Origin of the sequence: Aquimonas voraii (genome assembly GCF_900101825.1) — a bacterium.
Classification (GTDB): domain Bacteria; phylum Pseudomonadota; class Gammaproteobacteria; order Xanthomonadales; family Xanthomonadaceae; genus Aquimonas; species Aquimonas voraii.
The window spans coordinates 574,396-596,922 of sequence record NZ_FNAG01000001.1 but is presented as its reverse complement, the minus strand read 5'-3'; the positions used below and the strand labels follow the sequence as shown (position 1 = coordinate 596,922).

Genomic DNA, 22,527 nt, shown 5'->3' with positions numbered 1-22,527 from the left:
CGGCTGACCGACAGCAGCGCGGAGCGCGATCGGGGCGGCTGACGCGCGGCCCGCGCGGAACCTATAATGCGAACCATTCTCAGGAAACGCGCCATGCATCTCGACCAACTCAGCGCAGGCCAGACCGCGACGGTGCTCGGCGTGGACGAGCTTCCGGGCAGCACCGACATCATCGGCCGACGCCTCCGCGAACTCGGCTTTGTGCAGGGCGAACCGGTCCGCCTGCTGACCCGCGGCCCCTTCGGCGCCGAGCCCCTGCTGGTGCAGATCGGCTACACGCGCTTCGCCCTGCGTCGAGCGGAAGCCGCGCGTGTGCAGGTGCAAATCGAGGCGGCGGGCGCATGAGCACGGCATCGCTCCAGCTCGCTCTGGTGGGCAATCCCAACTGCGGCAAGACCGCCCTGTTCAATCGCCTCACCGGCAGCCGGCAAAAGGTCGCCAACTACGCGGGCGTCACCGTCGAGCGCAAGGAAGGCCGTTTCACCACGCCGGCCGGCCGCGAGGTGCGCGTGCTCGACCTGCCCGGCGCCTACAGCCTGGACGCGGCGAGCCTGGACGAGGCCATCACCCGCGAGGTGGTGCTGGGCCAGCGCAGTGATGTCGATCCGCCGGATGTGCTGGTCTGCGTGCTCGACGCCACCAACCTGCGCCTGCACCTGCGCTTCGCGCTGGAGATCCTCGCCCTGCGCCGGCCAACCCTGGTGGTGCTGAACCAGATGGATGCGGCGAAGCGCCGCGGCATCCGCATCGATCGCGAAGCGCTCGCCGCCGAGCTCGGCGTGCCGGTGCTGGAGACCATCGCGGTCAAGCGCCAGGGCGCGGCCGAGCTGCTGGACGCGCTGGACGCGCCGTTGCCGACGGCCGCAGCGCCCGAGGTCGAGCGCTCCATCGATCTGCACGCCCGCGTGCGCGAGCTGCTCAAGCGCTGCGTGGTGATGCCCGAGCGCACCGCGCGCATCGACGAGCAGCTCGATCGCGTGCTGCTGCACCCGCTCTACGGTCTGCTGATCCTGGCCATCGTGATGTTCTGCATCTTCCAGGCGGTGTTCAGCTGGGCCTCGCCGCTCAGCGACGGCATCGACGCCGGCACGGCCTGGCTGGGCGAAATCGTGGCCGCAGCGCTGCCTGAGGGTCCGCTGGCCAGCCTGCTGGTCGATGGCGTCATTGCCGGGCTCGGTGGCGTGGTGGTGTTCCTGCCGCAGATCCTGATCCTGTTCGCATTCATTCTGTCGCTGGAGGAATCCGGCTACCTGCCGCGCGCCGCGTTCTTGCTCGACCGGATGATGTCGGCGGCCGGGCTGTCAGGACGCAGCTTCATTCCGCTGCTGTCGAGCTTCGCCTGCGCCATTCCGGGGATCATGGCCACGCGCAGCATCAGCGACCCGCGCGACCGGCTGGCGACGATTCTCGTGGCGCCCCTGATGACCTGCTCGGCACGCCTGCCCGTGTATGCGCTGCTGATCGCGGCCTTCGTACCCAATGAATCGGTTGGCGGCTTGTTCAACCTGCAAGGTCTGGTGCTGTTCGGGCTGTATCTCGCCGGCATCCTGAGCGCGCTGGCCGTGGCCTGGCTGATGAAGCGCTTCAAGCGCGACCAGGGCGAACACCCGCTGCTGCTGGAACTGCCCAGCTACCGCCTGCCACACGTGCGCGACCTCGCCATCGGCCTGTGGGAGCGCGGCATGATCTTCCTGAAGCGCGTCGGCGGGATCATCCTCGCCATGACCGTGCTGCTGTGGTTCCTGCTGAGCTTCCCGGCACCGCCGGACGGCGCCACCGGCGCCGCCATCGAGTACAGCCTGGCCGGGCGCATCGGCCACGCGCTGGCCTTCGTGTTCGCGCCGCTGGGCTTCGGCTGGCAGATCTGCATCGCACTGATCCCGGGGCTGGCAGCACGCGAGGTGGCGGTGTCCTCGCTGGCCACGGTGTATGCGCTGTCGGCGGTCGATGACGAGGCCGCGGCCGCGGCGCTGGAGCCGCTGATCGCCAGCGACTGGTCGCTGGCCACGGCCCTGTCCCTGCTGGTCTGGTACATCTACGCACCGATGTGTCTGTCAACGCTGGCGACCATCAAGCGCGAAACCAACTCGTGGAAGCAGATGGGCTTTGCCGCCTTCTACCTGTTCGCGCTGGCCTATGTGATGGCGCTGCTGACTTACCAGACCGCCGTCGCCCTGGGAGGCGGCTGATGGCTCTGCACTGGCAATGGACGCTGGTCGCGCTGGCCCTGGGCGTCAGCCTTTGGCGGCTGACGCGGCCGTTAAGGCAGCGCGTGCGCTCGCGGTGTGCGAGCGCTGCGGAAGCTGTGAGCGCGCCATCCGCCTGCGGCGGCTGCACGGGCTGCGAGATCGGACGGCGTGGGGCGGGGGCGCCGAAGTAGCGCGGAGGGCCCACGCAGCGTGGTCCGTACCGAAAGAAGTCTCCTGATCGGCACCCTTTGACATCGCTTGGCGTGCGCAGGCACGGCGGGGTCGAGCTCTTGGTGTGCCAGGGTCCACCCAACGGAGCGCGATTTGAGTCGTGCGGCGCCCGATTGAGCTCCTGGGGTTGGAACTTGAAGTGGGCCAAGGCCCTCCCTATCCGAGGCCGCGCGCGGCGCGTCCGCGCTCAATGTCGATGCTGAACAGGATGGCCAGGCCGGCAATGAAGAACAGGGCCGTGCAGAGCATGGCCGTGCGGTGATCGCCGCCGCTGATCCAGCTGACCGCGCCATAGGACAGCGGGCCGAGAATGCTGGCGAGCTTCACCGCCAGCCCCCAGAGGCCGAAGATCTCGGCCTCGCGAGCGGGCGGGCACAGCACGCCGACCAGCGCGCGGCCGACGCTCTGCGACGCACCCATGCACAGGCCCGCCACATTGGCGGCCGCCCAGACCACGGTGCGCGACTCCGAGAACCAGAACAGGCCGATCGCCAGCAGCCAGCCCAACAAGGACAGGGCCAGCAGGGGTTTGTGGCCCAGCCGGTCCTGCAGCCAGCCGAACAGGAAGGCGCCCGCCGCAGCCGTAACGTTCACGACCAGGATCAGCTGGATGCTCTCGGCGGTGGTGAAGCCCAGCGCCTGGGTGGTGAAGATCGCGGCGATCGCGATCACCGTCGCCACGCCGGCCTGGTAGAACACGATGCAGGCCAGCAGCCAGCGCAGATCGGTCAGCCCGGCGCTGCCCAGCAGCGATTCGCGCACCCGCAAGAACGCCGTCGCCAGCAGCGCGCCGCCGGGCGGCAGGGGCTGCGGTCGCGCGCGCTCGCGCAGCAGCAGCAGGGTCGGCAGCGCAGCCAGCGCGAACACCAGCGCGGTGAACAGCATCGACTGCTGCACGGCGGTAACGGTCTCCGAGCCACGCGAGTCGGCGCCGGTGATCCACCACAGGCAGACCGCGAGGATTGCGAGCCCGCCCAGATAGCCCACCGCCCAGCCATAGCCCGAAAGGCGGCCCATCGCTTCCTCGCGCGCCAGCTCGGGCAGGAAGGCCGCGATCACGTTCTCTCCGGTTCCGTAGGCGGTGTTGGTCAGCACGATCAGGACCAGCGCCAGCACCACGCTGCCGGGCCCGGTCCAGGCCAAGGCGGCGGTGCCCAGCACACAGAGCCCGGTCGTCCACCACAGCAGCGCGCGCTTGCCGGCGCGCAAATCGGCCCAGGCGCCGAGCACGGGCGCGCTGAGAAGGATCAGCGCGTAGGACAGCGACAGCGCCGCGGTCCAGGCGAACGTCGCCCAGTCGGCGTTACCGGCCACGGTCGCGACGAAGTAGGCGCTGAACACCGCCGTGATCACCACCGTCGTGTAGCCGGAGTTGGCGAAGTCGAACATCATCCAGGCCCACAGCTCGCGCCGCCGCACGGCCGGCGTGGGCGGCGTGTGCGAGCGGCGGATGCGCAAGGGCTCGGGGGCGGTGGCGTGCATGGGCGGGCCGGGCTCGGGTTCAGAGCGCTTTATGCCTGAAGCCTGCGCCGGCGTCTGCAGTGCGCGCTCGGGCAGCGCTTGGGCTTCCCTGTGTGCATCACCGGACGCCTGTTGAGGGATCAGCCAGCGCGAGTGGTGCAGCCCTTGGTTTCAGCCGACCTGCCGGCGTCCGCTCGCTGGCCCGGCCACCCGCGCCGAGCAAGGCCCGGAGATGCCGGCCGCACGTCCCTCGGGCCTGGGGCCGTTCCCGCTCTCAGCCCTCAAAACCGTTGGCGAACAGGAAGCCATCGATCGGACGCTCGTAGGCGCCGATGTCCAGCGCACCGCTGATCGGCCTGGCAAGGGCCGCCTGCACGGCCGCCGCCGGATGGAACCCCGGTGGGAACAGCGGCGCGCTGATCTCGTAGCCATTCGCGGTCATCGCTGCGCCCGCAGCATCCAGCAGGGGCGAACCCGGCGCCGGGCGGAAGTCGTTGCCCGCAGCGTTGACAAAGCCGGGATCCGAGCCGGTCAGGCTGTCGACCCAGCCGGTGGGCACGAAGGTGGAACCCGCGTCGAACCAGTTGCGGCTGCCGCGGATGCGCGAGACGCCGCCGACCCACGCGGCTTCGACCTCGCGGATGATTCGAAAAGCAGATGCCCCCTCGCGCAGGAACACGTTGTTGTGCATCTCCACCGACTCGATGCCGTCGAACAGACGGAACAGCGTCGGCGTGTCGTTGCTGCCGCCGCGGCGGATGACCGTGTTGTTGACGAAGCGGTAGCGGCCGTTGCTGGCGCCGGTGCCATCGCCGCCGAAACGGAAAATCGCCCCAAAGGCTCCGTCATGCAGGACCACGTTGCCGACGATGTCCGAGTCCTCGCGCGCCGCGTTTGCAGGCACGCCGCCCGCCGGATCCGGGCCGATCAACTCCAGCGCGTGGAACCACGCGCCCTCCAGCCAGTTGTAGTGGATCTCGTTGCGCTCGGCGCGGCTCTTGATGAGATTGCCGCCCTCGCCCGAGTCACCGAAGCGGCTGTCGCGGACCACGCTGTGGCGCAGACGGAACACGCTGCCCGGATAGCGCAGCTCGTCGGTGGCCATGTAGATGGCGTGGTTGAACTGATTGGAGCCAGCGTTGCGGATCTCGCTGAACTCGATGGTGAGCGAGCCGGAATCGTTGTCCGCGCCGAGGATGCCGTGGCGCGGGCAGTCGCGCACCAGCACGTCGCGGATCAACACGTCGTGGCTGTGGTGGTAGATGCAGCGGAAGGTGTTGTCGGCGACCGAGCCCACCACCTCGAAACCTTCGAAGACCACGTGGTTGGCGAGCCGGAATTCGATGGTGTTGGTGCCGCCCTGCAGGATCGGCCGCTGTCCGCCGACCCGGAGACCGCGCAGCGTGACCGGATTGCCGGGCGCGCCGCCATCGGCTTCGCGCAGAATCACGTTGCCCGGGTAGGTCACTCCGCCATCGACTTCGACGATATCGCCGGGCTGCAGGTCGACGGCGTCGAACAGCGGCTGCAGCTGGGTCCACTGTCGTCCAGGGCCGACCTGGTAGGTGGCGGCGTGGGCGCTGGCGCAGGCCAGCAGAAACGGCATCAGGCAGCGGATGGCGAACGACATGGGGACGACCTCACGGAATGTCGAGTTGCACAGTGTCGCTCGCTGAACTCGCATATTCCAGAACGTTCGCCCGCGCCGGAGAGAGGCATTCGCGCTTCATGGGGCGCGCACTGGCCCACCAGGAGGTCGACGTTGCCGCAGCTTGGACAGGCACGAGAGGTGCCGCGCCCAAGACAATCGTAACTGAAGCGAGCGTGTGGCTCATGGTGGGCCAGGGCCCACCCTATGCACGCTCGATGTGCCTCACAGCGCGTCGAACGACGTTTCGCGCCCGATGTCCGCGGCGAAGGCATGGCTCACCCTCGGCCGGGGCCCACCCTATGAGTGGACTTCCCGCGAACTCGCTCAGGCGCCCGCGAGCTTCTTTCTGCGGCGCGGCGTCTTGCGGGCCTTGGCCGGGGCCGCGCGGGTGAAGCTTTCGGGTGACTGCAGGCAGCGGCGCAGGGTGTCTTCCGCATCTTCCGGACGGATCGGCGCAGTCCAGTCCTCCAGCAGTGTCGCCAGCAGCATCTTCTCGAACTCCGGCGCGAAGCGGTCGATGACTTCCTGCGGGCGGGCGATGCACTTGGCGTCGCTGATCAGGCCGAAGTGCACGCGGTCGTTGTAGCTCAGGATGCTGATGCCGACGCCGATGCTGCCGGTCTGCGGCACCCAGAACATCAGATCGCTGACTTCCGAACCGGCGAGATACAGCGGCATCTGCGGACCCGGCACATTGGTGGCCACCGCCGTTCCCTTCTTGCTGAACAACTCAAGCGCGAGCTTCTGCACGGCGGGTGGTGCCATGCCCAGCGCGGCGAGCACGCCGAAGGTCATGATCGCCTGCCGCGAGGACTTGATCTCACGCATGTTGTCGGCGACATGCTGCAGGCGGCGCAGCGGGTTCGATTCGTGGATCGGCAGGTCGAGGAAGACCAGGCCGAAGTGGTTGCCGAGCTTCTTGGCGTGCTCCAGCGGCCGCAGGTTGACCGGCACAGTGGCGCGGATGCCGCAGCCATTGGGGTCGAAGCCGCTCTCCAGCAGATAGGCGCGCAGCGCGCCGGCGACGGCCGCCAGCAGCACGTCATTGACCGTGCAGTCCAGCGCGCGGGCAATGGTCTTGACCTCCTGCAGCGGCAGCGGCTCGGCCCAGGCGCAGCGCTTGCTCACGCCGAGCCCGGCCTTGAGCGGCGTCTCGGGGTCGTCGGGCAGCATCAGCACATGGCCAAGCTCACGGGCGATCTCGCCGCCCTCCTTGGCCAGCACCGCGGCCAGACCCGGATCGCGGTACATCTCCAGGCTCTTCTCCATCACCTTGCCGCCCATCTTCATGGCGCGGTCGAACTGCTGGAAGGCCGGGTCGAAGAAGCGTTTGGTGACCTTGTGGCCGTCGTCCTTCAGCCAGGCCCGCGGCAGATCGGCGCCCGGCTTGGGTTCGCGGCTGACGTCGGTCAGCGAGAGCAGCACCTGCACCAGCGCGATGCCATCGGCATAGCAATGGTGAATGCGCGAGATCAGCGCGCTGCCGCCGTTGTAGGGTTCAACGAGATGGAACTGCCAAAGCGGCTTGGAGTGGTCGAGGCCCGTCGAGGCCAGCAGGCTGACCAGGTTCTCAAGTGCAGCCTTGTCGGCGCGACCCGGCAATGCGGTCAGACGCACATGCCAGTCCAGGTCGAAGTCCTCGTCATCCTCCCAGTGGGCACCGGTGGCGGCATCCACCGCCTTCTGGCGGAACCGCGGGAAAGCCAGGAAGCGTTCGCTGATGAGCTTCTTCAGCGCCGACAGCTCGAGAGGCTCGGAGAACATCAGCACGCCGGTGATCATCATCAGATTGGTCGGCCGCTCCATGCGCAGCCAGGCGGTGTCGACCTTCGACATGGCCTCGCGCTTGGGTGCACCGCGCGCTGTCTTCGCAGCTGTGTTCGGCATCTGCCTCTCCCTTCCCGTCGGGCGATGGTGCAGATCACTCAAGCGAGCGTCAATGCGAGCCGCGTCCTCCGACGCTATCCCCCGTCATCGCGCTTTGGCAGGCTAGACCGCTCGCCCGCCGCCCCCCTACTGCCCGCCATGCCCCATTCGAACCGCTCCGCCCGACTCGACGCCCTGCTGCGCTCCGGCCGCTTGAGCCGTCGCGATCTACTCTCCGCTGCAGCCGGGCTCGGCCTGCTTGGCCTGCTCGGATCAGGTGAGACGCGCGCCCAGCAGGGGCCGCGCTTTGTGGCCGATCCCTTCCAACTGGGCGTCGCCTCCGGCTATCCGACACCCGAGGGCTTCAGCCTGTGGACGCGGCTGGCGCCGGCACCGCTGCAGGCCGATGGCGGCATCGAGCGCGATGCATTGGTCTCGGTGCAGTGGCAGGTCGCCGAGGACGAAGCCTTCGGCAAGGTCGTGGCCGAAGGTCGCGTGCGCGCCGTGCATGAGCTGGCCTACAGCGTGCACGTGGATGTCAGCGGCCTGCGCCCGGATCGCGTCTACTTCTATCGCTTCATCGCCGGTCACGCCGTCAGCCGCAGCGGCCGCACGCGCACTGCACCGGCCCTGGATGCGATGCCGCGGGCGCTGAAGTTCGCGTTCTCGTCCTGCCAGCACTACGAGCAGGGTCACTTCAACGGCTACGCCCAGCTGCTGCGCGATTCGCCGGATCTGATGGTGTTCCTGGGTGACTACATCTACGAAAACAGCTGGGGCGACGATCTGGTGCGCCGGCACATGGGCGGCGAGCCCTACACGCTCGACGAGTACCGCGTGCGCCATGCCCAGTACAAGACCGACCCCGACCTGCAGGACGCCCACGCCGCCCTGCCCTGGTTGCTGACCTGGGACGACCACGAGGTCGACAACGACCCCGCCGCGGACGAGAGCGAACACGCCGACCCGCGCTTCCTGCTGCGCCGCGCCGCCGCCTACCAGGCCTACTACGAGCACATGCCGCTGCCGCGCCGCATGCGACCGCGCCTCGATGGGTCCATGCCGATCCACACTCGGGTCGACTATGGCCGACTCGCGCGCTTCTTCGTGCTCGACGACCGCCAGTACCGCAGCGCCATGGCCTGCCCGGATCCCGTCAAGCGCGGCGGCTCGGTCACGCTTGATGCGGCGACCTGCGCGGCACTCGAGGATCCGCAGCGGACGATGCTGGGCCGCGAGCAGGAGGCCTGGCTGCTCCGCGAGTTGGAGTCTTCCGACGCACGCTGGAACCTGATCGCCCAGCAGACCCTGCTGACTCCCATGGACAACCGGGCCGGTGCCGGACGTACCGTCTGGACCGATGGCTGGGACGGCTATCCGCACAGCCAGCGCGCCTTGATTGAGGCGCTGGCGCGACCGGGGCTGTCGAACCCGATGGTGATCGGCGGCGACCTCCACGCCAACGTGGTCGCCAACGTGCAGGCCGATCCCTGGGGCGAGGCGCATACCTTCGCCGCGGAGGTCTGCGGCACCTCGATGTCCTCGCAGGGCTGGCCGCAGTCCGCGTACGAGGCGCTGCGCGCCGACAACCCGCAGCTGCTGCACCTGAACAGCGACGAGCGCGGCTACGTTCTGGTCGAGATCGGCCGCGATGCCGAGGTGCTGCTGCGCTCCCCTGAGACGGTCAAGCAGCGCCAGAGCGCGGTGCGCACCGTCGGGCGCTACGTGGTCGAGGACGGCGTGCGCGGGATCCGGCCCGCCTGATCGGCGGCTCTTCGAAGCGGCCGACCGCTGAAACAGCTGAGGGGCGGCGCGGCAATCAGCCGCCTTGCCCGTTCGCCCCGCCAGCCAGGGCGAAGGGCCGCGCGTGGCCTGCAAACAGCCGGCGGCTGACCTCGCGCTCCTGCCGCTCGATGGTGCCGAGGAACGCGTCCGCACCGCCCAGCTCGGCGAAGGCTGCAAATCCGCGCTCCAGGAACCGCTGCAGCTCCCATAGACCGGCGGCGCGCGCCGGCAGACGCGAGAGCTTGAGCACGCGCCCGAGCATCGGATGCCGCACGGCCTCATCCAGCGACTGCCCGACCTCGACAATCAGATCGATCTGGCGCGCGCGCAGACGCGGCAGTCCGCAGTCCCGGTAGGCCTGTGCGTATCGCGCCTCATCGAGCCCGGTCGGGTGCGGGCCGTGCCGGAGGACGAGCCGATCGACCATCCGCAGGTCGAAGGCGTGGCTGAGCGCGCCCAGCTCGATGGCGTCGGCGGCAGTACGCAGGAAATCCTCGGGCAGCAGGCGGATCAGCCGGGGCACGATGCGCGCCACGCCGGCGTCGCGGCCGCTGACATCATGGTCGCCGTAGAGATCGGTCAGGAAGAACTCGGCGGCAGGGCGTGTGTCGCCGCGCTTCAGGAAGCTCCCGAAGCTGCGCTGCAGCCGCTGCGCCTGCCAGCGCTGCAGCGCGGGCAGCCATGGCGAGCGGTTGCGTGGCTCTGCCCCAGCGTCACGCAGGCGCTGATTGGCGGCAATGAGGCGCGACAGGCGACGGGCAGTGGGGTGATGGGCGTGCATTCGACCTTGGTCGCAGGCGGCGAAGGGCGCGTCCCTGGGATGCGGGGCGCAGGCCGACGCCAGCGTTACACTCGCTGGCTCGACTCCTGCATACCCTAGCGCATGCTCTCGATCCAGACCGCCAGCGCCCCGCGTCGTCGCAAGCCCCGCATCGGCCTGGCCGTCGCTGGCGGCGGCCCCATCGGGGGGATGTACGAACTCGGCGCCCTGCGCGCCCTCGACGAAGCGATCGAGGGCCTCGACCTGACGCGACTGGAAATCTACGTCGGCGTCAGCTCCGGCGCCTTTCTCGCGGCTTCGCTGGCCAACCGCATGGACACCGCCACGATGTGCCGGATCTTCCTGACCGGCGACAGCGGTGACGTGCGTTTCCGCCCGGAGACCTTCCTGCGCCCGGCGGTCTTCGAATACGCCCGACGGGTGATCGGGCTGCCGCGTCTGCTGCTGGATTTCTGGCGCAATGCGCTGGCCCATCCGGGTGAGGTCGGCGTGGGCGATCTGCTGGGCCGCTTCGGCGGGCTGATTCCCAACGGACTGTTCGACAACAGCGGCATCGAACACTTCTTGCGTGATGCCTTCACCCGGCGCGGCCGCAGCAATGACTTCCGCGAACTCAAGCGCAAGCTGCGGGTGATCGCGGTCGACCTCGACAGTGGCGAGACCGTGCGCTTCGGCAGCAGCGGCTGGGACGACGTACCGATCTCCGTGGCCGTGCAGGCCAGCGCCGCGTTGCCGGGGCTCTACCCTCCGGTGAAGCTGCACGGCCGACACCTGGTGGACGGCGCACTGCGCCGCACCATGCATGGCTCGGTGGCGCTCGATGAGGACATCGATCTGCTGATCGGCCTGAACCCGCTGGTGCCCTACGACGGCCACAGCGCCCACGGCGCGGACGGCGAGCGCCTGTCCTCGGTCACCGAAGGCGGGCTGCCGATGGTGCTGTCGCAGACCTTCCGAACCCTGCTGCAGTCGCGCATGCAAGTGGGTCTGGCCAAGTACGCGCAGCAGTACGCGCACAGCGACCAGCTGATCTTCGAGCCCAACCACGACGATGCCGAGGTGTTCTTCACCAACGCCTTCAGCTACGCCTCGCGGCAGCGCGTCTGCGAGCATGCCTACCGCGCCACTCTGCGCGACTTGGGCCTCCATCGCGATCGTCTGCGGCCCCTGCTTGCCCGTCTTGGTCTGGGCCTGCGCGAGGACCTGCTGGACACCAGCGCGCCGTCCCTGATGGAGGGGGTGCGGCGCGCCTATCGGCCGCACACCGCGACCACCGCTCGCTTGTCGCGGGCGCTGGACGAAGTGCAGGAACTGATCGAGCAACGCGTCGAACGCAAGCCCAGCCGCAAACCGCGCTGAAGGGCGCCGGCACAGTCGCCGCATAGTGTGATTATTCTAGGTGGCGCCGGCAGCATGCCGGACGTTCGCCCCTATTCCCACCGAGGAACTGCACATGGCCAAGTTCAAGAAAGCCGCGGCCGCCCAGGCCCCCGCCAAGACCGCCAAGGCCAGCAAGCCGGCCGCGAAGAAGACTGCCGCCAAGTCCCCGGTGGCTGCACTTGGTGGCAAGGCCGAGACGCTGTCGCGCTCGATCATGGAATCCGCTCAGGGCATCTGGCTGGCCGGCATGGGCGCCTTCAATCGCGCGCAGGAAGAAGGCTCGCGCTTGTTCGAGAACCTCGTCAAGGAAGGTTCCAGCATCGAACAGAAGACCCGCAAACTCGCCACCGGCCGCGTCGACGCCGTCCGCGACGCCGTCGAAAACCGCGTCGAGCAGGTGCGTGACCGCGCCACCGACACCTGGGACAAGCTCGAGAAGATCTTCGAGGAACGCGTGCAGCGCGCGTTGAACCGCCTCGGCGTGCCGGGCCATGAGGATCTCGGCCACCTGGCCAAGCGCGTCGACGCGCTGACCGCTGAGCTCAAGAAGCTTGGCGTTGAGAGCAAACCCGCTGCGCGCAAGCCCGCCGCCAAGAGCGCAAAGGCCGACGTGACCGTCACCAAGGCGGGATCGAAATCCGCAAGGCCTGCCGCCGCCAAGCCGGCCGCCAAATCCCCAGCCAAGAAGGCCGTGAAGGCTGCCAAGGCGTCCAAGGCGAAGGTGGCGACCAAGGGTGAACCCACCGAGTCCGCGCCCGCCAGCGAGTAAGCACTTCCGCTTGCGTCCGCCGAGGACGCGCGCCTGCCGGCTTGCCGGCGGGCGCTTGGTAGAACCCGCCGCCCATTCAGGTGTTGCCGCAGATCCCTCCCCTGCTGCCACCGGGCCGGCGGGCTTTTTTTTGCCGGTCAGGCGGACGCTGCAGACCAGGGGTGGCACCCGGTGCAGGCAAGGGCTCCAGCGCAAGCGGCTGGCCATGCTGCAAGGGCTCCCAGCTCGGCACGCTCTGATTCATCGCAGTTCCCCGCCCTCCGGGATACTCGGCGGGTGGCGGGCCGCCGGGCGGGCCCGCCGGAACGGGACTGGACGGCGCCGGAAGCAGCGGTCAAGCGCATCATCGCGCACGCCACACGCCGCACCACCGCGTTGGGGGCGTCGCCGCCAGCCCTTGCACCGACCCGGCACCAAGTGCAGGAAGGACAGGAGCCACAGCGAGTTCAGCCAGCACATGCCTTGCCGGCGCCGCCAAGCGCCCGCCTGCGTCTGCAGGCAGGAACGCGCGTCCCCGCGAAGGCGCAATCATCCAAACAAAAAGCCCCGGGCTTGCGCCCGGGGCTTTCAATGGAGCGGGAAACGAGACTCGAACTCGCGACCCCGACCTTGGCAAGGTCGTGCTCTACCAACTGAGCTATTCCCGCGTATCTCTTGTTTTTCACCCATTCCTGAGAATGGAGGCCTGGGTCGGAATCGAACCGGCGTACACGGCTTTGCAGGCCGCTGCATGACCACTCTGCCACCAGGCCGTGGCGGTGCCTCTACCACCAGCGTCACACCGATGCCGCTGAAGCGGCTCGCCGTTCCGCTTAAAAACAAAACCCCGGAGGACCGAAGTCACCACGGGGTTTCGTGGATCTGGAGCGGGAAACGAGACTCGAACTCGCGACCCCGACCTTGGCAAGGTCGTGCTCTACCAACTGAGCTATTCCCGCGCTGGAGCCCGCCATTGTAGGCATCAGAGATGATGTGTCAAGCCTCGTCGGTGGACTTTTTTTCGATCGCGGCCTCGCCCCGCATCGCCGGCCACGCGGCCAGCAGGTACTGGACCCCCGACCACAGCGTCAACACTGCCGCCACCGCCAGCAGCACCTCACCGATCAGGAACACAGGCAGGCCCAGCAGGTCCTCGCGATAAAGCAGCATCACCAAGGCCACCATCTGCACGATGGTCTTGATCTTGCCGATTGCAGCCACGCGCACCGTCGCGCGCTGGCCGATCTCGGCCATCCACTCACGCAGCGCGGAGATGGTGATCTCACGCCCGATGATCACCGCCGCGATGAGCGCCATGAACACGGTCGGATGAGCCTGCACGATGATGACTAGGGCGACCGCCACCGCCAGCTTGTCGGCGACCGGATCGAGGAAGGCGCCGAAGGCCGAGAACATGCCGTAGCGACGCGCGATATAGCCGTCCGCCCAGTCGGTGATCGCGCCCACCGCAAACACCAGCGCGGCAGCGAGGTTGGTCCATGCATAAGGCAGGTAGAACACCAGCACCAGCACCGGAATCAGGGCAATGCGGAACAGAGTCAACAGGTTGGGCAGATTCAGGGGCACGCGTGCATCCGTCGGCGCGGCGCACCGCGCAGGGCGCGGTTGGGCTCGGAGCGTCAATTCTGCCCGCTCGGGCGACGCTTGTGGTGCGCCGTCTCCGCGCGCGCGGCCTGCGCCTCAGCTTTCGCCGGGTTCCAGACCGTGGAGCGCGGCGTAGATGCGCTGCGCGAGCGCATCGTTGATGCCCTCAACGCGCGCGATGTCTTCACTGCTGGCGCGTTTCAGGCCAGCCAGCCCGCCGAAGTGGCGCAGCAGGGCGGCGCGTCGCTTGGCGCCGATGCCTTCGATGTCGTCCAGGCTGCTGCGTTCGCGCGCCTTGGCGCGGCGCCCGCGGTGGCCGGTGATGGCGAAGCGATGGGCCTCATCGCGCACCTGCTGGATCAGGTGCAGGCCGGGCGAGTCGGGGCCGGGGCGCAGCAGACGACCGTCGGGAAAGACGAGAGCTTCATGCCCGGCCCTGCGCTCCTCGCCCTTGGCCACGCCGATCACCGCCACGCCCTGCACGTCCAGTTCGGACATGACGCCCAGCGCCTGCTCCAGCTGGCCCTTGCCGCCATCGATCAGCAGCAGGTCGGGCAGCACGCCGTCCTCGACCGCGCGCCTGAAGCGCCGCGTGAGCGCTTGCTGCATGGCGGCGTAGTCGTCGCCGGGGGTGATGTCGCTGATGTTGTAGCGGCGGTACTGCGCCCGCACCGGTCCGTCGGCATCGAACACCACGCAGCTGGCGACGGTGGCCTCGCCCTGGGTGTGGCTGATGTCGAAGCACTCGATGCGCTGCGGCGGCTCGGGCAGGTCCAGCAGCCCCTGCAGCGCGTCCAGGCGCGCGCGCTGGCTGGCGGCGCTGGCCAGTTCGCTGCGCAGGGCCAGCTCGGCGTTCTGCCTGGCCAGCTGCAGCAGGCGCGCGCGATCGGTGCGCACCTGCAGCTTGAGCTCGATCCGGCGACCGGCGATCTCACCGAGCACGCGCTCGATCAGAGCCTGGTCGGGCACCTCGTGGCTCAGGACGATCTCCTTCGGCGGGCTCTGCTCCAGATAGTGCTGGGTCAGGAAAGCGCCAAGCACCTCGGCGGCGTCCTCGGCGCCGTTGAGCTTCGGGAAGAAGCTGCGGCTGCCGAGGTTGCGACCATCGCGGAAGCTCAGCAGCAGCACGCAAGCGCGGCCGCCCTCCAGCGCGCAGGCCAGCACGTCGAGCTCGGCGTGTTCGCCGTCGACCACCTGCCGTGCCTGCACCTTGCGCACGGCCGCCACGGTGTCGCGCAGCTTGGCGGCACGTTCAAACTCGAGTGCTTCGGCGGCACGGTCCATCGCCGCAGCCAGTTCACCGACGAGATCGTCGCTGCGCCCGTCCAGCAAGAGTGCCGCGCGGCGCACCGATTCCGCGTACTCATCGGGCTCAACCAGTCCCACGCACGGCCCGCTGCAGCGCTGGATCTGGTACTGCAGGCAGGGCCGCGTGCGGTTGCGGAACACGCTGTCCTCGCAGCTGCGCAGGCCGAACAGGCGATGAATCAGAGCCAAGGTTTCGCGCACCGCGGTCACGCCCGGATACGGCCCGAAGTAGCGCCCGGGCTGGCTTCGGGGACCGCGGTGAAAGCGGATTCGAGGAGTCTCGTCGGCGGTGGTCAGGTGGATGTAGGGGTAGCTCTTGTCGTCGCGCAACAGGATGTTGTAACGCGGCTTGAGCGACTTGATGAGTTGATTCTCCAGCAGCAGGGCCTCGCCCTCGCTGCGGGTCACGGTGATCTCGATATTCGCGATCTGGCTGATCATCACCCGCAGGCGCGGCTCGCGCGGGCTGCGGGTGAAGTAGCTGGCGACGCGCTTGCGCAAGCTGGCCGCCTTGCCGACATACAGCACGCTGCCGTCGGCGGCGAGCATGCGGTAGACGCCCGGGGCCAGCGTCAGGCGGCTCGCGAACTCCTTGCCATCGAAGCCAGTGACCGACTCGTTGTTCATGTGCCGTGTCGCCGCCGCGGGCTCACTCGCCGATCGACAGGCGACGCGGCAGCTGGCTGTCGAAGTCGATGCGCAGCACCTCATGCGCATCGGTGTTGGCGAGGAACAGGCTGCTGCGGTTGACCGCCAGCGCCGCCGGCTGATGCAGGCGATAGCCGAGGTTCTGCGTGCTGACCTGCCGGGTCGCCGGCGTCAGCAGCTTGAGCGCGCTGTTGTAGGTATCCGCGATCCACAGCTGCGGCGCGCGCGGGTCGAGCACGATCGACAGCGGGTACTGCAGACGGGCCTGGCCGAGCGGGCCGTCGACATCACCGAACTCGTACAGGCCCGATCCCATGAGGGTCTGCACCTTGCCGCTGGCGAGCTGGATGCCGCGAATCGAAGAGGATGCGGAATCCGCGACGAACAGAGTGTTCTGCGCCAAGGCGAGGCCCGCCGGCTGCGCGAAGTGCGCAGCCTGCTGTTCGCCGTCGCCGAGTGCCAGGGCTCCGGAACCGGCGAGGGGGCGGAGGCGACGACGCCCGAGGTCGTATTCCCAGATCTGGTTCCATCCGGCCATTGCCACGTAGAGCTTGTCGAAGGCCGTCGCCAGCGACCACGGCGCATTCAGCGCACACGAGGCCGGGTCGCCGGGCGCCTGCTCAGGGCTCGGGCCTGCGCGGCCGGTGCCGGCAAGCGTGTCGACATCGCCGTCGAGCAGGCTGATCCGGCGCACCGCATGGTTGCCGGTGTCAGCCACGTAGAGCGCATCCTTCCACAGCGCGAGGCCGCGCGGGGCAAGGAAGCTCGCCTCCGCGCTGCCACCGTCGATGAAACCGGCGCTACCGGAACCGAACTGGCGCAGGATGCGGCCATCCGGCGTGCACTCGAGCACCCGGTTGTGGCCCGTGTCGGCAACGTAGAGATGGCGCTCGCTCGCGGCGAGGCCGCTCGGGAACGCCAGCGGCAGCCGCGGCTCCGGGCGGGAGAACGCACTGGCCGCCTCGTACTCGCGGGAATCGGTCTCGCCGGCCTTCTGCAGCACGCTGTCGATCAGCGACTGCAGGCGTTCGCGCAGCGGCTCGCCGACCACGCGCTCAACGACGCGGCCCCCGGTATCGATCAGCACGGCGGTGGGCCAGGCCTCAATGCCATGGTGCTGCCAGCTGATGAAGTCTGAGTCCTGCGCGACCGGGAAGCGCACGAACAGGCGGTTCAAGGCCTTCAGCAGGGTTTTGGGATCGCGCTCGGCCTCGAACTTCGGGCAATGCACGCCGAGCACGCTGAGCCCGTCGGAAAACTGGTTCTGCAGCAGCCGCATGTCTTCCAGCCCGTTCTGGCACCAGGCCGAACCGACATGGAAGAAATACAGCAGGACCGCGCGCCCCTTGAGTTCGGCCAAGCGCTGCGGCGGTGCATTGACCCACTCGAGTGCGATGTGGAACTCAGGGGCGCGCGCGCCAGGCACCATCGATGCATCCTCAATTTGCGCGCACTTTGCGCTGTTCACCCGAGCGGAACGGGCAGGGTCCTAGCAGTGGCTGCTCCAGCCCATCCCATCGTGCTGCGGTTCACATTCTGCCATGCCGAGCAGCCGCGCCGTGATCCGCCGGCAGGCGCGATCCAGCAGCGCATGCACCTCTTCGAAGTCCTCGATGCGGCCGTAGTACGGGTCGGGCACCTCCGCGCCTTCGCCGAGGCCGGCCCACTCCAGCAGCAGGGCGAGCCGCGCCTGCGAGACCTGTGCAGCCTGTGGCTGCAGCGCACGCAGGTCGCGAAGGTTGCTGGCATCGGCCGCCAGGATGAGGTCGAAGCGACTGAAGTCGCGGCGATCGAACTGGCGCGCCCGCTGGGCGTCGATGGGCGTGCCCCGGGAACGCGCGACCCGCATGGCCCTGGGGTCCGGCGCCGAGCCCGCGTGGTAGCCGGCGGTGCCGGCTGAATCGATGTGCAGGGCGAGGCCCGCTTCAGCCGCACGCGCTCGCAGGATGCCCTCGGCCATCGGCGAGCGACAGATGTTGCCAAGGCAAACGAAGAGCACGCTGCGGGTGCCGTCGCGGGCGGTCCTCATGCCTGCGCGCCTCGCAGCGCCGCGTCGACCCGCGCGAGGTCCTCGGGCGTGTCGACACCCGCGGGGAAGGGCTGGGGCGACAGCGCGACGGCGATCCGCCAGCCGGCCTCCAGCGCGCGCAGCTGCTCCAGGCACTCCAGCTGTTCGAGGCGCCCGGGCGGCATCGCGGCGAAGCGCTGCAGGTCGCCGGCGCGGTAGGCATAGAGACCGATGTGGCGGAGCCAGTGCGGGCCAGACAGCTGCAGGCGGTCACGAGCGAAGCCGTCGCGATCCCAGGGAATCGGCGCACGGCTGAAATAGAGCGCATCGCCGTTGCCGGCGCGCACCAGCTTGACGCAGTTGGGATTGAACAGCTCCTCGCTGTCGGCGATGGGCTGCGCCAGGGTGGCGATGCGGGCGCCACTCTCTTCAAGCAGCCTCGCGGCGGCGGCGATCGCACTCGGCGGGGCCAACGGCTCGTCGCCCTGCAGATTGACTACGATGCGCTGATCGGACCAGCCCAAGGCGCGTGCGGCGGCGGCGAGGCGATCGGTGCCCGAGGCCAGCTCGGGCGCGGTCATGCAGACCGTGGCCCCCCGCCCTGCCACGGCCTCGGCGATGCGCGCGTCGTCGGTCGCCACCACCACCTCGCTCGCACCGGCCTCCAGCGCGCGCCGCAGAACGTGCACGATCATCGGGTCACCGGCGATCAACTGCAGCGGTTTGCCGGGCAGGCGGGTGGAGGCGTGACGGGCGGGAATCGCCACCACGAAATCGCAGCTAGGGCTCATCGGTGTCCTCGCAGATCCTGCGCGGCCTTGAGCCGCGCGTGCAGCAGGTCGAACAGTGCTTCCGGCAGGCTCGCGCTGACCGGCAGGTAGAAGCAGCGCGCGGAAGCGAAGCGCCCGCACTTGACCGCGTCCTTCTCGGTCATCAGCACCGGCAGATCGTCGGCGAATTCGAGGTCGGTAGCGACAAAGGGATGGTGGTCGGCGAACGCATGCTCGATCGGGTCGAAACCCAGCGCGCGCAAGCTGGCGAAGAAGCGCGCGGGATGGGCGATACCGGCCACGGCGTGCACCCGGCCGCCCTCGGGTGGCTGCGCGCTGCCTTCGCCGAGAGCGCGCAGGGCCTGGGCCTGGAGCCGCATCGACCACTCCCCCGACTGCGGCGTGCCGCCATTGCAGACCCGGGCGGCACAGGCACCGGCACGCGCCAGCGGCTCGCGCAGTGGGCCAGCCGGCAACAGGGCCGCGTTGCCGAAGCGACGCTCGCCGTCGACCACCAGCACCTCGATGTCGCGCGCGAGGGCGTAGTGCTGGAGGCCGTCGTCGGCGATCAGCAGATCCACCTCACCCATGCGCTCCAGCAGGGCGGCAGCTTCGCTGCGCCGGCGCGCCACCGCCACCGGCACTCCGCTGCGCTTCCGGATCAGGCTCGGCTCATCACCGAAACGGCGCGGATCCGGCTGCTCGGGCAGCAGGGCCGCAGCGTGTGCGTCACCGCCATGGCCGCGCGAGATCACGCCGGGGCGCCAGCCCCGCGCGCGCAGGCCTTCGATAAGGGCGAGCACCGCCGGTGTCTTGCCTGCCCCGCCTACGGTCAGGTTGCCCACCACCAGCACGGGAATGGCGCGCGGCGCGGCCTTCAGAAGACCGCGCCGATACAGCCAGCGCCGCAGCGCAACGACTCCGCCGAACAGCCACGACAGCGGCAGCAGGGGCAGGATCGGACGCGAACCGTACCAACGCCTGACCAGCCAAGACTCCAGGCGGGCGCGGAGCCTCATGGCCGCGGATCGGCCGCGGCCGGCGCCGACTCGTTGAACTGCAGGCGATGCAGAGAGGCGTACAACCCGTCGTGGGCGAGCAGTTCGGCATGGCGGCCGACCTCCTGCACGCGGCCGGCTTCGAGCACGGCGATCTGGTCGGCATGCTCGACGGTGGCAAGGCGGTGCGCGATCACCAGCGTCGTGCGGTCACGCATCAGTCGTGCCAGCGCCTCCTGGATCAGGCGTTCGCTTTCGCTGTCGAGCGCGCTGGTGGCCTCGTCAAGAATCAGGATCGGCGCGTTCTTGAGCAGGGCGCGCGCGATCGCGATGCGCTGGCGCTGGCCACCCGACAGCAGCGCCCCGCCCTCGCCCACCGGGCTGTCCAGGCCCAGCGGCAGCGGCCGGATGAACTCCATGGCATTGGCGGCCTCGGCGGCGGCCTCGATCTCGGCGCGTTCCACCCGGCGCATGGCGCCGAAGGCGATGTTGTCGGCAATGCTGCCGGTGAACAGCACCACGCGCTGGCTGACCAGGGCGATCTGCGCACGCAGGTCCTCCAGCCGGTAGTCCTGCAGCGCCTGGCCATCCAACCTGACGACGCCCTCGCTGGGCTCGTAGAAGCGCGGCAGCAGGCTGACCAGACTCGATTTGCCGCTACCCGAGCGCCCCACCAGAGCGGTGACCGTGCCCGGAGCACAGCGGAGGCTGACGCCGTCGAGCGCGGGCGAATTCGCCCCCGGATAGGCCAGCCGCACCGCGTCGAACTCGATGTCGCCGCGTGCACGCTCGACGCGCAGGCTGCCGCGATCCTGCTCTGGCGGCGTGTCGAGCACGGCGAACAGATCGTCCGCGGCGGCGATGCCACGCTGCAGCATCGACTGCACCGAGGTCAGACGCTTGAGCGAAGGCAACATCACCATCATCGCGCCGATGAGCGCCATGAAGCTGCCCGGGTTCATGGTGTCGAGCAGGTCCGGTCGTGTGGCGCGCCAGACGATTGCCGCCAGCACGCTGGCGGCGATCAGCTGCACGGTCGAGGTGCTCAGCGCATTGGTCGCGGCGACCTTCAGGTTCAAGCGGAAGTTGCGCTGCACGGCCTCGCCGAAGCGCTCCGCCTCGCGCGCCTGTCCGCCGTACACACGCACTTCGCGATGACCGTCGACGGCCTCCTCGACCATGCCGGTCACCTCGCCCACGGCGCCCTGGATCTGCCGGTTGATGCGGCGGAAGCGCTTGCCCACGAACTGCCAGACCAGTCCGGCCAGGGGCACCATCACGAACAGGTAGAGGGTCAGGCTGGCGCTCTTCGAAAGCATGACGCCGACCATCGCGATGACCATCAGTGCATCCAGCAGCAGGACCTTGAGCGCCTCGGCAACCGCATGCGCCATCTGTTCGGCGCTGTAGATCACCCGCGCGATGATCTGGCCGGAGGGCTCGCGATCGAACCAGCTGGCCGGCAGCCGCTGGTAGTGGGCGAAGATCGCCACGCGCAGGTCGCGCACCACGCCCCGGCCGACCCGCGCCATGCCATAGTCGGTGGCATAGGTGCCGATGCCGCGCACCACGAACACGCCGATCAGCATCACCGGCAGCCACTGGATCGCCCACGGGTCGCGGGCGACGAACAGGTCATTGAGCATCGGCTCGATCAGCTGCACGAACGCCGCCGATGAAGCCGCATCGAGGCCGATGCCGATCAGCGCGATCAGGCCGAAGCCCCAGTAGGTCTTCGCATAGCCCAGCAGGCGTCGGTAGGACTGCGCCGCCGACAGCTGCGCCCCCGTCTCGGCGCTCCCGGGTGACGCGCTCATCGGCCCTCGGTGCCGCTCGCGGCCTCGCTCTCGGGCACGGTGGCGATCGAGAGCTTGGTGAAACCCACCGCACCGAGCGCGTCCATGGCCGTCACCACCGCCTGGTGCGGGGTGCGGGCATCGGCGCGCAGGATCACGCTGCGCTCTCGGTCATCACCAGCGATCTGCTCCAACGCCTCGCGCAGGGCCGCGGCATCGCGCCTCAGCACTTCATTGCCCGCGATGAAATAACGACCCTCGGCATCGATCTGGACCTGCAGCGGCTCGCCCACGGGTAGCGCCTCGGAAGGGCTGGCGGTGGGCAATTGGATATTGAGCGCGGAGCGATCGTCGAAGGTGGTGGTGACCACGAAGAAGATGATCAGGCAGAACACCACGTCGATCAGCGGCGTGAGGTTCAGCTCGGGGTCTTCCAGCGAGCGGCGGCTGCCGAAGTTCATCAGGCGGCTCCGGTACCCGCGGCGCCCGGCATCGGTCGACGGGGACGCTGCGCCGGCTGCGCGCTTCCCGGCTGCGGCACGCTCTCGAGCGTGTCGATCAGCGCGATGACCTGCTGCTCCATCTCGACCACGTACTCGGCGATGCGGCCGCGGAAGTAGCGGTAGAACATGAAGGCGGGAATCGCCACGCACAGTCCCGCGGCGGTGGTGATGAGGGCCTCGCCGATGCCGCCGGCGAGCTGGTTGGCATCGCCCACGCCGTGGGTGAGCATGCCCAGGAACATCTCGATCATGCCGAATACCGTGCCCAGCAGGCCCAGCAGCGGACTGATTCCGGAGATGGTGCCGAGCGTGTTGAGGAAGCGCTCCATGCCGTGCAGCTGATGGCGACCGACGTCCTCGACGCGCTCCTTGATCTGCTCGCGGGGGCGATGGCGCACTTCCAGTGCGGCCGCGAGGATGGCGCCCAGCGGCGAGTTCGAACGCAGGGTTTCGATGTGCTTGGGGTCGAGCCGACCGCTGGCCGCCCACTGCCGGACCTCATCGCCCAAGTCGAGAGGCAGCACCTTGGAGCGTCGCAGGCTCCAGAAGCGTTCGATGATGATGGCCAGGGCCAGGGCCGAGCACAGCAGGATCGGCCACATCACCCAGCCGCCAGCAATCAGCAGTTCCAGCACGCGCGTTCTCCGGGAAAACCTTGGGGTCGGACAGGCCGGCAAGTGTACGTGAGGCGACCGGGCGCGGGCAGCGACGTTCAGTGACCGAATCGGCCGCACGGATCGCGCATCCCGCGATCCGCCTCTAGAGGACGCCGGGCGCGGCTCTGCGGCTCTGCGTTCGC

General features: G+C 69.0%; 18 protein-coding genes and 3 tRNA genes. 5 read left to right on the top strand and 16 right to left on the bottom strand.

The genetic code is table 11. The features are described from left to right. Positions 1 to 93: 93 nt before the first annotated feature. Entirely contained in the window at positions 94 to 345 is a 252-nt protein-coding gene (locus BLP83_RS02595) for a FeoA family protein (RefSeq protein WP_091238446.1), read from the top strand. Further along, complete coding sequence (gene feoB / locus BLP83_RS02590) at positions 342 to 2,189, top strand: ferrous iron transporter B (RefSeq protein WP_091238443.1); 1,848 nt, start codon at positions 342 to 344, stop codon at positions 2,187 to 2,189. The genes BLP83_RS02595 and feoB overlap by 4 nt, the downstream gene beginning before the upstream one ends. A 387-nt stretch (positions 2,190 to 2,576) precedes the next feature. Here feoB and BLP83_RS02585 read toward each other — a convergent pair whose 3' ends face one another. From BLP83_RS02585 to BLP83_RS02575, 3 genes are all read right to left on the bottom strand, one after another. After that, positions 2,577 to 3,902: an MFS transporter gene (locus BLP83_RS02585; protein WP_091238441.1), complete on the bottom strand. Its 1,326-nt coding sequence runs from the start codon at positions 3,900 to 3,902 to the stop codon at positions 2,577 to 2,579. Positions 3,903 to 4,155: 253 nt separating this feature from the next. Further along, on the bottom strand, positions 4,156 to 5,511 hold the full coding sequence (locus BLP83_RS02580; RefSeq protein WP_091238438.1) for a right-handed parallel beta-helix repeat-containing protein: 1,356 nt from the start codon (positions 5,509 to 5,511) through the stop codon (positions 4,156 to 4,158). Between the two features lie 345 nt (positions 5,512 to 5,856). Then, complete coding sequence (locus BLP83_RS02575; protein WP_091238435.1) at positions 5,857 to 7,419, bottom strand: WS/DGAT/MGAT family O-acyltransferase; 1,563 nt, start codon at positions 7,417 to 7,419, stop codon at positions 5,857 to 5,859. Positions 7,420 to 7,557: 138 nt separating this feature from the next. Here BLP83_RS02575 and BLP83_RS02570 point away from each other — a divergent pair, with 138 nt between their 5' ends. Further along, the gene (locus BLP83_RS02570) at positions 7,558 to 9,162 is read left to right on the top strand and encodes an alkaline phosphatase D family protein (RefSeq protein ID WP_176763978.1); all 1,605 of its coding nucleotides are present in this window, start codon (positions 7,558 to 7,560) and stop codon (positions 9,160 to 9,162) included. A 55-nt stretch (positions 9,163 to 9,217) separates the two neighbouring features. Here BLP83_RS02570 and BLP83_RS02565 read toward each other — a convergent pair whose 3' ends face one another. Next, a complete protein-coding gene (locus tag BLP83_RS02565; RefSeq protein WP_091238428.1) occupies positions 9,218 to 9,964 on the bottom strand; it encodes a DUF8198 family protein in 747 nt (248 codons plus the stop codon). A gap of 102 nt (positions 9,965 to 10,066) precedes the next feature. On the opposite strand from BLP83_RS02565, the gene BLP83_RS02560 reads away from it, so the two are divergent. Then, the gene (locus BLP83_RS02560) at positions 10,067 to 11,323 is read left to right on the top strand and encodes a patatin-like phospholipase family protein (protein ID WP_091238425.1); all 1,257 of its coding nucleotides are present in this window, start codon (positions 10,067 to 10,069) and stop codon (positions 11,321 to 11,323) included. Between the two features lie 94 nt (positions 11,324 to 11,417). After that, the gene (locus tag BLP83_RS02555; protein WP_091238422.1) at positions 11,418 to 12,113 is read left to right on the top strand and encodes a phasin family protein; all 696 of its coding nucleotides are present in this window, start codon (positions 11,418 to 11,420) and stop codon (positions 12,111 to 12,113) included. Positions 12,114 to 12,684: 571 nt separating this feature from the next. On the opposite strand, the gene BLP83_RS02550 is transcribed toward BLP83_RS02555, so the two are convergent. From BLP83_RS02550 to BLP83_RS02495, 12 genes are all read right to left on the bottom strand, one after another. After that, positions 12,685 to 12,760 (bottom strand) — tRNA-Gly (locus tag BLP83_RS02550). A gap of 31 nt (positions 12,761 to 12,791) precedes the next feature. After that, a tRNA-Cys gene (locus BLP83_RS02545) sits at positions 12,792 to 12,865 on the bottom strand. Positions 12,866 to 12,975: 110 nt separating this feature from the next. Then, a tRNA-Gly gene (locus tag BLP83_RS02540) sits at positions 12,976 to 13,051 on the bottom strand. Between the two features lie 37 nt (positions 13,052 to 13,088). Then, entirely contained in the window at positions 13,089 to 13,679 is a 591-nt protein-coding gene (pgsA, locus tag BLP83_RS02535) for a CDP-diacylglycerol--glycerol-3-phosphate 3-phosphatidyltransferase (protein ID WP_091238419.1), read from the bottom strand. 114 nt (positions 13,680 to 13,793) lie between these two features. After that, positions 13,794 to 15,632, bottom strand: a complete 1,839-nt coding sequence (gene uvrC / locus BLP83_RS02530) for an excinuclease ABC subunit UvrC (protein ID WP_091238413.1) — start codon at positions 15,630 to 15,632, stop codon at positions 13,794 to 13,796. Positions 15,633 to 15,654: 22 nt separating this feature from the next. Next, the gene (locus BLP83_RS02525; protein WP_091238410.1) at positions 15,655 to 17,082 is read right to left on the bottom strand and encodes a thioredoxin-like domain-containing protein; all 1,428 of its coding nucleotides are present in this window, start codon (positions 17,080 to 17,082) and stop codon (positions 15,655 to 15,657) included. Positions 17,083 to 17,142: 60 nt separating this feature from the next. Then, the gene (locus BLP83_RS02520) at positions 17,143 to 17,682 is read right to left on the bottom strand and encodes a low molecular weight protein-tyrosine-phosphatase (RefSeq protein WP_091238407.1); all 540 of its coding nucleotides are present in this window, start codon (positions 17,680 to 17,682) and stop codon (positions 17,143 to 17,145) included. Beyond that, a complete protein-coding gene (gene kdsB / locus BLP83_RS02515) occupies positions 17,679 to 18,452 on the bottom strand; it encodes a 3-deoxy-manno-octulosonate cytidylyltransferase (protein WP_091238404.1) in 774 nt (257 codons plus the stop codon). The genes BLP83_RS02520 and kdsB overlap by 4 nt, the downstream gene beginning before the upstream one ends. Beyond that, a complete protein-coding gene (gene lpxK / locus BLP83_RS02510) occupies positions 18,449 to 19,450 on the bottom strand; it encodes a tetraacyldisaccharide 4'-kinase (protein WP_091238402.1) in 1,002 nt (333 codons plus the stop codon). The genes kdsB and lpxK overlap by 4 nt, the downstream gene beginning before the upstream one ends. Continuing rightward, a complete protein-coding gene (gene msbA / locus BLP83_RS02505; RefSeq protein WP_091238399.1) occupies positions 19,447 to 21,246 on the bottom strand; it encodes a lipid A export permease/ATP-binding protein MsbA in 1,800 nt (599 codons plus the stop codon). The genes lpxK and msbA overlap by 4 nt, the downstream gene beginning before the upstream one ends. Next, positions 21,243 to 21,686, bottom strand: coding sequence for an ExbD/TolR family protein (locus BLP83_RS02500; RefSeq protein WP_091238397.1), 444 nt, complete (start codon positions 21,684 to 21,686; stop codon positions 21,243 to 21,245). Before BLP83_RS02500 ends, msbA begins: the two co-directional genes overlap by 4 nt. Then, the gene (locus BLP83_RS02495; RefSeq protein WP_091238395.1) at positions 21,686 to 22,363 is read right to left on the bottom strand and encodes a MotA/TolQ/ExbB proton channel family protein; all 678 of its coding nucleotides are present in this window, start codon (positions 22,361 to 22,363) and stop codon (positions 21,686 to 21,688) included. The genes BLP83_RS02500 and BLP83_RS02495 overlap by 1 nt, the downstream gene beginning before the upstream one ends. Positions 22,364 to 22,527 lie beyond the last annotated feature (164 nt).